14 protein-coding genes are annotated in these 12,765 nt (G+C 62.8%); 7 read left to right on the top strand and 7 right to left on the bottom strand.

Annotation, left to right across the window (positions count from 1 at the left end; all coding sequences use genetic code 11):
* Window positions 1–3: 3 nt before the first annotated feature.
* Window positions 4–789 (bottom strand): adenosylcobinamide-GDP ribazoletransferase, encoded by a 786-nt coding sequence (gene cobS, locus J2R99_RS01110; protein ID WP_307152675.1) that lies wholly within the window; start codon window positions 787–789, stop codon window positions 4–6.
* 166 nt (window positions 790–955) lie between these two features.
* Here cobS and cobT point away from each other — a divergent pair, with 166 nt between their 5' ends.
* Window positions 956–2,002 (top strand): nicotinate-nucleotide--dimethylbenzimidazole phosphoribosyltransferase, encoded by a 1,047-nt coding sequence (gene cobT / locus J2R99_RS01105; protein ID WP_370872311.1) that lies wholly within the window; start codon window positions 956–958, stop codon window positions 2,000–2,002.
* An 83-nt stretch (window positions 2,003–2,085) separates the two neighbouring features.
* Here the strand turns inward: cobT and J2R99_RS01100 are convergent, their stop codons facing one another.
* Complete coding sequence (locus J2R99_RS01100; protein WP_307152673.1) at window positions 2,086–3,645, bottom strand: sensor histidine kinase; 1,560 nt, start codon at window positions 3,643–3,645, stop codon at window positions 2,086–2,088.
* A 124-nt stretch (window positions 3,646–3,769) separates the two neighbouring features.
* Here J2R99_RS01100 and J2R99_RS01095 point away from each other — a divergent pair, with 124 nt between their 5' ends.
* From J2R99_RS01095 to J2R99_RS01075, 5 genes are all read left to right on the top strand, one after another.
* Window positions 3,770–4,378 carry a glutathione S-transferase family protein gene (locus J2R99_RS01095; protein WP_307152672.1) on the top strand — a complete coding sequence of 203 codons (609 nt, stop codon included), beginning with the start codon at window positions 3,770–3,772 and terminating at the stop codon, window positions 4,376–4,378.
* A gap of 13 nt (window positions 4,379–4,391) precedes the next feature.
* Entirely contained in the window at window positions 4,392–5,051 is a 660-nt protein-coding gene (locus tag J2R99_RS01090) for a uracil-DNA glycosylase family protein (RefSeq protein ID WP_307152671.1), read from the top strand.
* A 65-nt stretch (window positions 5,052–5,116) separates the two neighbouring features.
* Window positions 5,117–5,605 carry an Lrp/AsnC family transcriptional regulator gene (locus J2R99_RS01085; protein ID WP_092809729.1) on the top strand — a complete coding sequence of 163 codons (489 nt, stop codon included), beginning with the start codon at window positions 5,117–5,119 and terminating at the stop codon, window positions 5,603–5,605.
* Window positions 5,606–5,886: 281 nt separating this feature from the next.
* Window positions 5,887–6,216: a hypothetical protein gene (locus J2R99_RS01080; protein ID WP_307152670.1), complete on the top strand. Its 330-nt coding sequence runs from the start codon at window positions 5,887–5,889 to the stop codon at window positions 6,214–6,216.
* Between the two features lie 9 nt (window positions 6,217–6,225).
* Entirely contained in the window at window positions 6,226–6,657 is a 432-nt protein-coding gene (locus J2R99_RS01075; protein WP_307152669.1) for a hypothetical protein, read from the top strand.
* Window positions 6,658–6,728: 71 nt separating this feature from the next.
* Here J2R99_RS01075 and J2R99_RS01070 read toward each other — a convergent pair whose 3' ends face one another.
* Window positions 6,729–7,631 (bottom strand): NAD(P)-dependent oxidoreductase, encoded by a 903-nt coding sequence (locus J2R99_RS01070; protein WP_307154104.1) that lies wholly within the window; start codon window positions 7,629–7,631, stop codon window positions 6,729–6,731.
* 148 nt (window positions 7,632–7,779) lie between these two features.
* On the opposite strand from J2R99_RS01070, the gene ade reads away from it, so the two are divergent.
* A complete protein-coding gene (gene ade, locus J2R99_RS01065) occupies window positions 7,780–9,576 on the top strand; it encodes an adenine deaminase (protein ID WP_307152668.1) in 1,797 nt (598 codons plus the stop codon).
* A gap of 11 nt (window positions 9,577–9,587) precedes the next feature.
* On the opposite strand, the gene J2R99_RS01060 is transcribed toward ade, so the two are convergent.
* The 4 genes from J2R99_RS01060 to mobB all read right to left on the bottom strand — a co-directional run bounded on the left by J2R99_RS01060 (window position 9,588) and on the right by mobB (window position 12,754).
* A complete protein-coding gene (locus J2R99_RS01060) occupies window positions 9,588–10,487 on the bottom strand; it encodes an ABC transporter permease (protein ID WP_307152667.1) in 900 nt (299 codons plus the stop codon).
* A 2-nt stretch (window positions 10,488–10,489) separates the two neighbouring features.
* Complete coding sequence (locus J2R99_RS01055; protein WP_370872310.1) at window positions 10,490–11,200, bottom strand: ABC transporter permease; 711 nt, start codon at window positions 11,198–11,200, stop codon at window positions 10,490–10,492.
* A 68-nt stretch (window positions 11,201–11,268) separates the two neighbouring features.
* On the bottom strand, window positions 11,269–12,042 hold the full coding sequence (locus tag J2R99_RS01050; RefSeq protein WP_307152665.1) for an ABC transporter substrate-binding protein: 774 nt from the start codon (window positions 12,040–12,042) through the stop codon (window positions 11,269–11,271).
* A gap of 196 nt (window positions 12,043–12,238) precedes the next feature.
* The gene (gene mobB, locus J2R99_RS01045; protein WP_307152664.1) at window positions 12,239–12,754 is read right to left on the bottom strand and encodes a molybdopterin-guanine dinucleotide biosynthesis protein B; all 516 of its coding nucleotides are present in this window, start codon (window positions 12,752–12,754) and stop codon (window positions 12,239–12,241) included.
* Window positions 12,755–12,765: the final 11 nt, after the last annotated feature.

Below are 12,765 nucleotides of genomic sequence, written 5' to 3'. Positions count from 1 at the left end.
ATCTCAGGCCCCGAGCGCCAGAGTTGCGAACAGGATTGTGGCCGCAATCTGTTCCGAGGCGCCGATCGTGTCGCCCGTGTGCCCGCCGATCAGACGTCGTGCCATAGTGCTGAAGGAGAAGACGCCGAGCGTCGCCAGAATGATGGCGAGGAGGCCGGTGAACGGGAACATCACGATGAGGATGAGGATCGCGGGCACGCTCAAGAGAACGGCGAAGCCGAGATCGGAGGTCTTCGGCCAGCCGGCCCAGCTGGCGACGCCGTCCTTGCGCGCCGGCGGAAGGCTCGTCCAATGCGCGTAGGCGAGTGCGCGCGAAAGAGCCGCGACGCAGATGATGGAAAAGGCACCGACGCCCACGCTTTGGGAAATCTCGCCGAGCGCAACCACCTTGATGATCACGGTGAAGAGGAGAGCGAGAAGGGCGTAAGTGCCGATGCGGCTGTCATGCATGATCGCAAGCCGCTCTTCGCGGGTCTTGCCGCCGCCGAATCCGTCAGCCGTATCGCCGAGCCCGTCTTCGTGCAGCCCGCCCGTGATCAGTGCCATCGCGCCGAGCGCGACCGCGGCCGCAAGCACCGTCGAACCGCCGAAGGAGATGATGAGCGATAGGATGACCGCCGGGGTGAGCGCGATCAGCATCCCCGCGAGCGGCAGGCAGGCGCTGGAGACCGCAAGCGGTCTTTCTTCGCTCGGCTCGGGCTTGGCCCGGATCGGCAGGCGGGAGAGGAAAGCGAGGCAGGCGCGAAGGTCCTGCGGCAGGCGAGTGAAATGCTGGGCGAGCGAGCTCATGCGAGCCTCCGGCGCGATAAAACTCGGCTACCATTAGGCCGGTGAGAGGGCTGTTGAAACAGGGCGGGCTGACGCATTGCACTCCTTTGATCGTCCCTTTAAGCGGCTGTAAAGTGGGCGCTTCCCCCCCCTTTGGCTCCCGAGAGAAGTGAGAACTCCATTGTCCATCAATGATGCCGGCACACGCGCTGCGCCGTTCGACGATTTTCGTGACCTTGTGAAAAGCCTTCCGGCTCCGGATGCCGAGGCGCTCGCGGCGGCACGCGCCCGCCAGGGTCGCTTGACGAAGCCTCCGGGAAGCCTCGGCCGTCTGGAGCAGATCGCCATCTGGCTCGCCGGCTGGCAGGGGCAGGAGAAGCCCGTCATCGAGCGCCCGATGGTCGCCGTTTTCGCCGGCAATCACGGCGTTGCGTCACGCGGCGTCGCGCCCTATCCGGCCGATGTCACGCAGCAGATGGTGGCGAATTTCCGTGCCGGCGGGGCCTCGATCAACCAGCTCTGCACCTCTTTCAATGTCGGCCTCAAGGTCTTCGAACTGGCGCTGGAACTGCCGACTGGCGACATTGCCGAGAAGGATGCACTGACCGAGCGCGACTGCGCGGCCACCATCGCCTACGGCATGGAGGCGATCGAGGGCATCGATCTTCTCTGCCTGGGAGAGATGGGCGTCGGCAACACCACCATCGCTTCGGCGATGTTCTGCGCGCTCTTCGGCGGCGAACCCGAGGAATGGGTGGGCTACGGTTCCGGTTCGACGGGCGCGGTCCTGGAAGCGAAGATCGAGGCGGTCAGGCTCGCCTGCGAGAGAGTGAAGGGCGAGACCGACCCGCTCGTCATTCTCAAGCGCGTCGGCGGCCGCGAACTCGCCGCCATGGTGGGCGCCGTTCTGGCCGCGCGCATGCAACGCATCCCGGTGGTGGTCGACGGCTTCGTCACGAGCGCGGCAGTTGCCGTGGTCCACAAGATGGCGCCGGGCGCCACCGATCACTGCATCTTCGCGCATCGCTCGGCGGAGAAGGCACACCGTCAGGCCGTGGAAGCGATGGGCGGTGCGCCGCTTCTGGATCTCGGCATGCGGCTCGGCGAGGGGACGGGTGCGGCGATTGCCGCGGCTATCGTCCGTGCGGCCGCCTATACCCACTCCAACATGGCGACCTTTGACGAGGCCGGCGTGGCGGGTGAGGGCGTCAACGTCGATCGCGCCGGCGCCTGAGCTTCGTCGCCTGAGATTTGAGGGAGCATCGCCGTCGTTGTGACGGGCGTGCCCGTCTGAGGATGGCGATGCCTTTGGACCGCTCAGCTCGCCTTGCGCAGCTGAGCGGGTTTGCGCGCCCGCATCAACGCCCAGGTGCGGTTGTCGTCGGTGAAGGCCGAGACGACCCGCTTGGCCGGCAGGATCGCGATGGCTTCCGTGCCGACGCCCACCTTGCTGCGCAGGACGAACTGGCCTCCGTGAAGATGAATGAGCGCCTGCACGATGGGGATGCCGAGGCCGGTCCCCTGTTCGGCGTTTTTGATGGAGATCGAGCTCTGGCCGAAGGCTGAGAGGACGATCGGCAGTTCGTCTGCGGGAATACCCGGACCGTTGTCGCGCACCGAGATGTACTGGCCGCCGCCCTCGGTGCGGCCGACCTTGAGCGCCACCTCGCCGCCGGCCGGCGTGAATTTGAGGGCATTGGCGAGAAGGTTGAGCGTCACCTGCCGGATCGCCTGCTCGTCGACGACGATCTTCGGCATATGCTCCTCGAACGCTTCCGACACCTTGATGTTCTTCTGCCGCGCCTTGAGGTCGAGCAGTCCCTTGGCATCCTGAGCGATGCTCACGAGGGATAGAAGTTCTTCTCGCAATTCCCGCTTGCCCGCCTCGATGCGGGAAAGGTCGAGGATCTCGTTGATCAGTTTCAGGAGATGCTGGCCGGAATTGTAGATGTCATTGAGATAGTCCTTGTAGGCATCGTTTTCGATCGGGCCGAGCATCTCGTTGCGCATCACTTCGGAGAAGCCGAGAATGGCGTTGAGCGGCGTTCTGAGCTCGTGGCTCATCGTGGCTAGAAACTGAGATTTCGCCATATTGGCCGCTTCGGCCCGCCGCCTGGCCTCGTCGGAGACGGCCTTGCCCTGTTCGAGCTCGGCGAGAACGGCGTCCTTTTCCGCGCGCAGCACCAGACTTTGCGCATATTGCTCGTTGAGCTGGCCCGTCAGGTAAAGAAGCATGGCCTCCGCGCCGAGTGCGCAAAAGGCCACCATCATGTCGATGAGGCTTGGCGACACCATATGCGCCGCACCGAGGCCGATGGCGATCGGCAACGTGCTGGCGACGGCTGCCGCGGGCAAGGGCGCTGCGACGAGGGCGCTCAAGGACATAAAGACGATGACGGTCGCAAACCGGACCACGTCGATGCCGATCAGCGTGTCGGCAGCGCCCGTCATCGGGAACAGGAAAGGAAACACCGCCCAGCCGAGGCCATAGAGGGCCTCCACCACCACGAACCGGTTCTTCCAGTCGACGAGGGAGCGCTGATTGGGTCCAAGCGCCGTATAGCGGCGGCACACGACGGTCGCTGCGAGATGCAGGACGAGCACGCCGACACCCCAGGAGGCCGCCCATAACGGGTCGCCGATGAAGCTCATCATCACGGCAAGGATGAGGATGAGCGCAAGCACGATCGGCGAGAAAGAGATGCGGTTCCTGGCGTATTGGTCCGCCATCTCTTGTTCGAAGTGGAAGAGAGCGTCGCTCGGGCCGCTGTCTGCCGTGACGTTGCGCACCAGCGCGCGGGTGATCATATTGCGGCGTGCGGCACGGGACTCGTCGGGCGAAGCCTGCAAAATCGTCGCCTGTGCCACATCCACCATGGGTTCATCCCCAACTCTTTGACCCGCTTTTTCGTAGTGGAGCGCGGTTAAGATCGGGCGAGCGAAGATGGTTAAGAGGCCGTAAGGCTGAGGCCCTCACAAAAGGGTGCAAGCGGAGGTGAGAGTGAAGTTACTCGATGGCGGACGCGCGCCAAACCCGCGCCGGGTGCGAATTTTCCTGGCCGAGAAGGGCCTCGAAATACCTCTCGAGCCCGTCGATATTGGCAAGAAAGAGCATTATTCTCTGGATTTTCTTCGCCTCAACCCGATGCGCCGCCTGCCGGTTCTTGTGCTCCACGATGGCACCGCGCTTTCGGAAACGATGGCGATCTGCCGCTATTTCGAAGCGCTCAATCCCGAGCCGGCGCTTTTTGGAAAAGGCCCTTTGGAGCAGGCGCAGGTCGAAATGTGGAACCGCCGCATCGAGCTCGATCTCTATGCGCTCGTGGCCGCTATCTTCCGCCACTCACACCCCGCGATGGCGGAGCTCGAAAGCCAAGTGCCGGAATGGGCGGCGGCTTGCCGCGAGCGGCTGCCGGAGCTTCTCGCCTTCCTCGACCGTGAGATGCGGGGAAGGGAATTCATCGCCGGTGACAGCTTATCCGTTGCCGACATCACCGCGCTTGTCACTTTCGACTTCATGAAGCCTGCGAAGGTGGAGATTCCGGAAGATTTTGTCGCTTTGCGCGATTGGCATGCGCGTCTCAAGGCCCGTCCGAGCGCGTCCGCCTGATCGCGTGCCGGGAATGCCTTCCGAAGAGACGCCTGAAACGGCGGAGGCGCTCGCCGCGCGCATCCGCTTCTGCCGCATCTGTGTGGAGCGGCCATTCGCGTCACCCCTGCCGCATGAGCCGAATCCGATTCTGAGGATTTCCTCCACGGCGCGTCTATGCATCGCGAGCCAGGCGGCGGGAACGCTGGCCCATGCCACGACGACGCCCTTCAACGATCCCTCCGGCGAGCGCCTGCGCGACTGGCTCGGCGTCACGCGCGACGAATTCTACGATGTTTCGAAGATCGCCATCGTGCCGATGGGGTTCTGTTTCCCGGGTCAGGACGACAAGGGCGGCGACCTGCCACCCCGGCGCGAATGCGCGCCCTCCTGGCGCGACGAGGTTTTCAATTCCATGCCGCAGCTGGAACTGGTGCTGGCGATCGGCCAGTACGCCATTGCCTGGCATCTGGGCTCGCTGCGCCGCCGCACTTTGACGGAAACCGTCACCGACTGGCGGACGATCATGGAACAATCCGGCCCGCCACCGGTCCTGCCGCTGCCGCACCCCTCATGGCGCAACAACGCCTGGCTGAAGCGGCACCCGTTCTTTCAAAGAGAGGTTTTGCCCTTTTTGCGGGCGCGTGTGCGCGAGCTTATCGAGCCGCAGAGTGCAGAGCCGAACGAGCGGTGATGCAGCGCTTGCCTCGTGTGCGCCAACAATGGTCTAACGACGCGAAAATCTGCCCGAGGCCCTGAATGGACCGCATTGACCGCATGATCCTGTCTGTCCTGCAGGAGGATGTGACGCTCCCCGTCGCCGAGATCGCCCGGCGTGTCGGCCTGTCGACGACGCCGGCCTGGCGGCGCATCCAGAAGATGGAAGAAGACGGCGTCATCAAAAAGCGGGTAGCCGTGCTCGACCCGAAATCGGTGAATGCGCACGTCACCGTCTTCGTCTTCGTGACCACCAATCAGCACAACGAGGACTGGCTTCTGCGCTTTGCCAAGATCATTTCGGACATGCCCGAAGTGGTGGAATTTTACCGCATGAGTGGGCAGGTCGACTACCTCATCAAGGTGGTTGTGCCCGACATCGCCGCCTATGACGCCTTCTATAAGCGCCTCGTCTCCAAGATCGACATCACCGACGTCTCTTCCGCCTTCGCCATGGAGCGGATCAAGGACACGACGGCCTTGCCGCTCAACTTCATGCAGCTCGATCCGCCGCAGAAGACGAAGGGCTAGAGTCTCCTGTTTTGACGCTGCGAGCAAAGTCAAAGAAAATTATTGTGCAGAGCAGCATTATCGGCCTACGAAACCTGTCCTGTTCCCTGTCTTTGCTCAATTGCAAGTCTATATTCTGCGTGCTATAAGTATTATATAGCGCGGAGAAGTTGCCTTGGCCCGGATTGCATTGTCCGGTCGGGCCAGAAGCCCGTGCAGTTCAAAAGCAAAATAGAAACTAAGGTGTGCTGCGGATGTCCGCGGTAGCGCTCATGCGCGTGCATCTCCAGGGAGGATGAGACATGGCCGTTGAACGTGCGAAGTCTATCTCTGTCCGCGATCTTTCCGGCAAGCTGAACGAGGCTGTCGCCGGAGCACTAAAGGAGAGCCGCAATCTCGCCGACGTTGATTTCAAGATTGCCCTCGTCCCCGGGCCTGGAATCATCGGCTTTATTCTGCGCGAAGATGTCCTGCGGGGGCGCGAGTTCGAGGAGGTCGGCAAGCTCGCTTCAACGGTTGGCAGCCGTTTCGAAGGGACATTCGGCAAGGCGCAGGCCGCCATGGTCATCGGCGATGGCGGTATCACCGTCGGGTTCTGGCCTGGGCCGGAAGTGATCACCTTCGAGATGTGAGTGTCTGTGATGGCGAAGAACGCGCGTCCCCTGCTTTGTCCAAGTGCTCAGCCGCAGATGCAGGAGGCCGAAGTCATCGGCGTGCAGCTCCGTCAAGAGGGCGTGGCCCACACCGCTTATTTGAATGCGCGTCTTCCCGTGACGGAGGACCTGCTAGAGCAGACGGCACCGCTGCCGCCGACGCAGGTTCTCAGGTTTGCTGCACGGTGCGAGGAAGCCAGGTGTCGCCATTTTGACGGCAAGGATTGCCGTCTCGCCAAGCGCATCGTCGGAGGGCTCTCGCCGGCCGTCGATGCGCTGCCGGCCTGCGTGATACGACGTTCCTGCCGATGGTTCGCGCAGGAGCGTGAGGCGGCATGCCTGCGGTGCCCGCAGATCTCCACCTATCTGCCGCAGCGGGATGGGGCGATTGCGGAGCTTGCAGAGCCGGAGATGGTCTGAGGAAAGACGTTTGGAGCGGGCGACGGCCGGAGCCGTCGCCCGCTCGATTTCATGATGCCAGAATTACACCCTCAATCGAAGCGTTGCAGCCTTTTCATCAGGCTCGACGTATCCCAGCGCTTGCCGCCCATCGCCTGCACCTCGCCGTAAAACTGGTCGACCAGCGCCGTCACCGGCAGAAGCGCGCCGTTGCTCTTCGCCTCACCGAGGCAGATGGCGAGGTCTTTGCGCATCCAATCGACCGCGAAACCGTGGTCGTAATGATCCTCGGTCATGGTCTTCCAGCGGTTCTCCATCTGCCAGCTCTGCGCCGCGCCCTTGGAGATGACGTCGATCACCTTCTCGACGTCGAGCCCTGCCTTCTGAGCGAAATTGATGCCTTCGGAGAGGCCTTGGACAAGCCCGGCGATGCAGATCTGGTTGACCATCTTGGTGAGCTGACCAGAACCGACCGGTCCCATCAGCCCGACCATCTTGGCGTAGCATTCGATGATCGGCCGGGCTTTCTCGAACATTTTGTGCTCGCCACCGACCATCACCGTGAGCTGGCCTTTCTCCGCGCCCGCCTGGCCGCCGGAAACCGGCGCATCGAGGAAGCCGAAACGGTGCGCATGGGCCTCGCGCGCAAGCTCGCGGGCGATATCTGCGCTCGCCGTCGTGTTGTCGATGAAGATCGCACCGGGCGCCATGCCCTTGAAAGCGCCGCCACGTCCCAGGGTTACGGAGCGCAAATCGTTGTCGTTGCCGACGCAGCAGAAAACGAATTCCGCCCCCTCTGCCGCATGCTCGGGTGTCGGAGCATGCTTGCCTCCGTGCTCGGCAACCCACTTTTCCGCTTTGTCCTGCGTGCGGTTGTAGACGGTGACCTTATGGCCTCGATGGGCGATATGGCCGGCCATCGGGTATCCCATCACCCCGAGGCCGATGAATGCAACTTTCGCCATGTTCCGTTCCCTTTTGCTTTGCGCGGCGATTGCTCATGGTTCTAGACAATCAAAAAGGCCTTGTCAGGGGCAGAGCACTGCCAACATGCCCTGGTAAGCGACGTATCCCAAGCCTTTGACCGCATGTTTGGTCAGGTGTTTGCCGGCTTTGGCGCCGCGCGGCCGATCGGAGGTTAGAATGACTGAGCCTTTCCCGTCCTGGCAGAAGGCGGCACCCCGCCTCGTCGATGTGGCCGCCGGGCGCACACCGGCCGATCTCGTCATTCGTGGCGGACGTTGGGTGAACGTCCATTCCGGCGAGATCGTCGAAAACACCGATCTCGCCATCACCGCCGGACGCTTCGCCTATTGCGGGCCGGATGCCTCTCACACGATCGGTGACGACACCGAGGTGGTGGAGGCCAAGGGCCGCTATCTCGTGCCGGGCCTCTGCGACGCCCACATGCATGTCGAAAGCGGCATGGTGACGGTGACGGAATTCGTGCGTGCGGTCGTTCCCCACGGCACGACGTCGATGTTCGTGGACCCTCATGAGATCGCCAACGTGCTTGGTCTCGATGGGGTTCGTCTCATGCATGACGAGGCGCTGACGGCGCCGATCAACGTCTTCGTGCAAGTCCCGAGCTGCGTGCCATCGGCGCCCGGGCTTGAGACGGCAGGTGCCGAGCTTGGCCCCGAGGAGGTTGCCGAGGCGATGTCCTGGCCGGGCATTATCGGCCTTGGCGAAGTCATGAACTTTCCGGGCGTCGCTGCCGGCGACGACAAGATGCTTGGCGAGATCATCGCGTCGGTGTCGGCCGGCAAGACCGTCGGCGGCCATTACGCGTCCCCCGATCTCGGAGTGGATTTTCATGCCTATGCGGCGGGCGGTCCGGCCGACGACCATGAAGGCACGCGCATGGAGGACGCGATTGCGCGCGTACGCCAGGGCATGCGTGCCATGCTGCGGCTCGGTTCCGCCTGGTACGATGTCGCCGCCCAGATCAAGGCCGTGACGGAAAAGGGCCTCGATCCGCGCTTTTTCGTTCTGTGCACGGACGACTGCCATTCCGGGACCCTCGTTCACGACGGGCATATGAACCGTGTGGTGAGGCACGCCATCGCTCAGGGGCTGAAGCCGGTCACGGCGATCCAGATGGCGACCCTCAACACGGCAGAGCATTTCGGCCTGGAGCGCGAACTTGGCTCCATCGCGCCGGGGCGCCGCGCCGATCTCCTTCTCGTGTCGGACCTGCCGTCGCTGAGAATTGACGCCGTTTATGGACGTGGCCGTCTGCTTGCCGAGAAGGGCGCCCTCGTCGCCGACATTCCCCTCTATGGCTACCCGGAAGAGGCGAAGAACACGGTGCATCTCGGCCGCAAATTGACGGCGGACGATTTCGCCGTGCCCGCGCCGCAGAATAAGCAACGCGTGGGCGTTCGCGTCGTAGGCGTCATCGAAAACCAGGCGCCGACAAAGGCTCTTCAGCGTGAGCTCAGCGTGGTCGATGACCTGGTGGAAGCGGATATGGCCAATGATGTTGCCCATCTCGCTCTCGTGGAGCGCCACCGTGGCACGGGCGCCGTTCAGAACGCCTTCGTCTCAGGCTTTGGCTACAACCGGCGCTGCGCCATCGCCTCCACGGTTGCCCATGACAGCCACCAGATGATCATCGTCGGCACAGATCGCGCCGATATGGCGATGGCCGCGAACCGTCTGGGCGAAGTCGGCGGCGGCGTCGTGGTGATCTCCGAAGGCGAGGAACTGGCGCTGGTCGAGCTCAAGATCGCCGGACTGCTTTCGGAGGAGCGGGCGGAAGCTGTCGCCGCCAAGGCCGCACGTATGGGCGCCGCCATGCAAAGCTGCGGCTGCCGCCTCAACAACGCCTTCATGCAGCACTCGCTGCTCGCACTCGTCGTCATCCCGGAGCTCAGGATCTCCGACAAGGGCCTGATCGACGTGACCAAGTTCGAAAAGACGGAGCTCTTCGTCTGAGCCTTGGCGGCTTACGCGCCGATCTGTTCCGCCACCACCTGCTGGCCGGAGCTGTCCGGCGCCGGCTTGAGATGGCGCGTCAGTCGCCGCTCGGCCGCATCCCAGAGACGCCGGAGCGCTTCCACGACGACAAGATAGAGCCCCGCGGCCCAGAGATAGACCTGGAAATCGAAGGAGCGGGAAAAGGCCAGCCGCGTTTCGCCCAGGAGGTCATAGACGGTGATGACAGAGGCGATTGCAGAGCCTTTGATCATGAAGATGATCTCGTTGCCGAGCGGCCGCAAAGCCGTGATCAGTGCTTGCGGCGCGACGACTTTGACGAAGATGACAGCGGGCGAGAGCCCGAGCGCGCGGGCGCCTTCCCACTGGCCGAGGGAGACGCCGCGAATGGCCCCGGCGTAGATTTCGGCCTGATAGGCGGCCGTGTTGAGCGTGAAGGTGAGGGCAGCGCAATTGAACGCATCGCGGAAGAACCACCACATGCCGGCGGCATCGAAAATCTCGCGAAATTGCCCGGCGCCGTAATAGACGAGGAAGGTCTGGGCCAAGAGTGGTGTGCCGCGGAAGAAATACACATAGGCAAAGGCAAGACCGCGCGTTACCCGGTTCTTCGAAAGGCGGCCCGCAGCCACGATGCCGGCAAGAACCGCGCCGATCGAGACCGACAGAACGACGAGTTCGACCGTGACGAGGAGGCCGCCGAGAAGTTTCGGCCCGTAGCGCGCCAGAAGCCCCGGGTTCCAGGCGCTGATGAAGAACAAGACGAGGGCTATGGCGATCGCGGCCCAGAGCGTCATCAAGACGATGCCGGCAATGCGGGCCTTGCTCCAGCGCCGGATGGAAGCGGGCGGAGGCTCGGCCGGAAGAAGGCGGTCGGACACATAGGCCTGGTCGGCGCTCATCTCGCTCATCGTCATTTCGTGGCCTCGCCGCGGCGCGACCATCGGTCGATGCCGTTGATGCCGAAGGACGAAATGATGGAGAGCACCAGATAGATCATGCAGGCGACGAAATAGAAGAAGAACGGTTGTTTGGTCACGCCGACGGCGACGTTGGTGTTCCGGAGGAGGTCGTTGAGGGCAATAACGGAGACGAGGCTCGTATCCTTCAACAAGATCAGCCAGAGGTTCGAGAGGCCCGGTAGGGCGAGCCTGATGAGCTGTGGAAGGATGACGAGACGCATCGTCGTCGTTCGCCTCAGCCCGAGCGCATACGCCCCCTCATACTGGCCTTTCTGAATGCCCCGAAAGGCGGAAAGGAAAACCTCGCTCGCAAAGGACGCAAAGACGAGAGACAGCGCGATGACACCCGCCGTGAAAGACGAGAACTCGACATAGGTGTCGAAGAGAAGCCGGAAGAGCTTCTGCAGAGCGATCTGTCCACCATAATAGATGATGAACAGCGTCAGAAGCTCCGGCAGCCCGCGGAAGATCGTCGTGAAAATCGTGGCTGCCCGGATAAGGCCCGGGTCGTCGCTGTCCTTGGCGAGCGCGAGCAGAAACCCGAGCACCAGCCCGATCGGCAGCGTCGTCAACGCCAGCGCGACCGTGACCGCAAGCCCGGCCGCAAGATCATCTCCCCAGCCGCCGCCTCCGAACGACAGGAGGTCCAAAAACTCCATCAGCCCGTCATCCCTGGCGCGGCAAAAAGATGGGGCCCTGAAGCCCCATCCGGTACATCACACAACCTGACTTATCCGCCATAGACGTCGAAGTCGAAGTACTTGTCGTTGATTTTCTTGTAGGTGCCGTTCTCGCGGATCGCCTTGATCGCGGCGTTGAGCTTCTCGCGCAGCTCGTCGTCACCCTTGCGCACCGCGATGCCGATGCCCGGCCCGTAAATCTTCGGATCGCCCGGCAGCGTCGTCAGGATCTTGCAGCACGAGCCGTCCTCGCTGTCGACCCACTCCGACAGAACGATCACATCGTCGAGGGCCGCATCGAGACGTCCGCTGGACAGATCGAGCTTGTACTCGTCAGCCGACGGATAGAGGCGGATATCGGAATCCGGAAAGATTTGTTCGGCATATTGCGCGTGCGTCGTGGAGCTCTGGGCGCCGACGCTTCTGTCTGCCATCGATTCGGCAGTCGCTTCCGTGATGTCCGAATCCTTCGGCACGACGATCGCCTGCGGCGTGTCGTAATATTTGTCGGTGAAGTCGACCTTCTCCTTGCGCTCCTCCGTGATCGACATGGAGGCGACGATGGCGTCGTACTTGCCGGCGAGAAGGGCGGGAATGATGCCGTCCCAATCCTGCGAGATGAACTCGCACTTCACCTTCATCTCGTCGCAGAGCGCATTGGCGATGTCGATATCGAAGCCGACGAGCTTACCGTCAGCCGTGATTTCGCTAAACGGGGGGTAGGCGCCCTCCGTGCCGATGCGCAAGGTTTCCTGGGCCTGCGCTGCGCCCGTGGCGAAGACCGCGAGGACCGTTGCAGCCGCCAGTTTTTTGAACAAGCTCATGCTGTCTCCCGAATTTCTTGTTGGATGCGGCCAAAGAGAGCCGCTGGACCTATAATCGGCCCAAACTTTGAGCCTGTGCAACTCTTTAGCAAGCGCCGTGCCTGCGGCAAGGGGACTTGATCACAGACAAAGCAGGTTTGGCCGGTTCGACGGCTCCCGGCCTGGTCGCGAGAGAGACGAAGGCGGGGCAACTGCCTCATTTGGCGGCATCGAGTGAGAGCCGGTCGGCGATGAAATCGGCAATTTTTGCAACATCGTCGAGATGGAAGACAGGAAGCGCGGCGTTTGCCACCGGATAATCTGCAGCCACGGCGAGGATCGACGGATCGGTGTCGCTGAGCGCCTGGCCGGGCCGCCCGTCGCGGCGGCGCACTTCGAGCTTCGGGTGGGGCGCCTTCTTATAGCCTTCGATGAGAATGAGATCGCAGGGCGACAGCCGCGCCAACATCTCCTCGACGGGCGGCTCCGCCTCGTCGCCGAGCTCGCGCATCAGCGCCCAGCGATGATCGGATACCAGCAGAACCTCGCGTGCCCCGGCCTCGCGGTGGCGAAACGAATCGGTCCCGGGGTGATCGATGTCGAATGCATGATGGGCGTGCTTGACCGTGGAGACGACAAGTCCGCGCTGCGAGAACTCGCTGACGAGGCGGGCGACGAGTGTCGTCTTGCCGGAATTTTTCCAGCCAGTGATGCCGAAAACGGGGGGCGCCATCCGCGGACGGG

Origin of the sequence: Rhodopseudomonas julia, assembly GCF_030813515.1 — a bacterium.
GTDB classification, from domain to species: Bacteria; Pseudomonadota; Alphaproteobacteria; order Rhizobiales; family Afifellaceae; genus Afifella; species Afifella julia.
The sequence above is the reverse complement of the archived record's forward strand: the minus strand, read 5'-3'. Positions and strand labels throughout refer to the sequence as shown.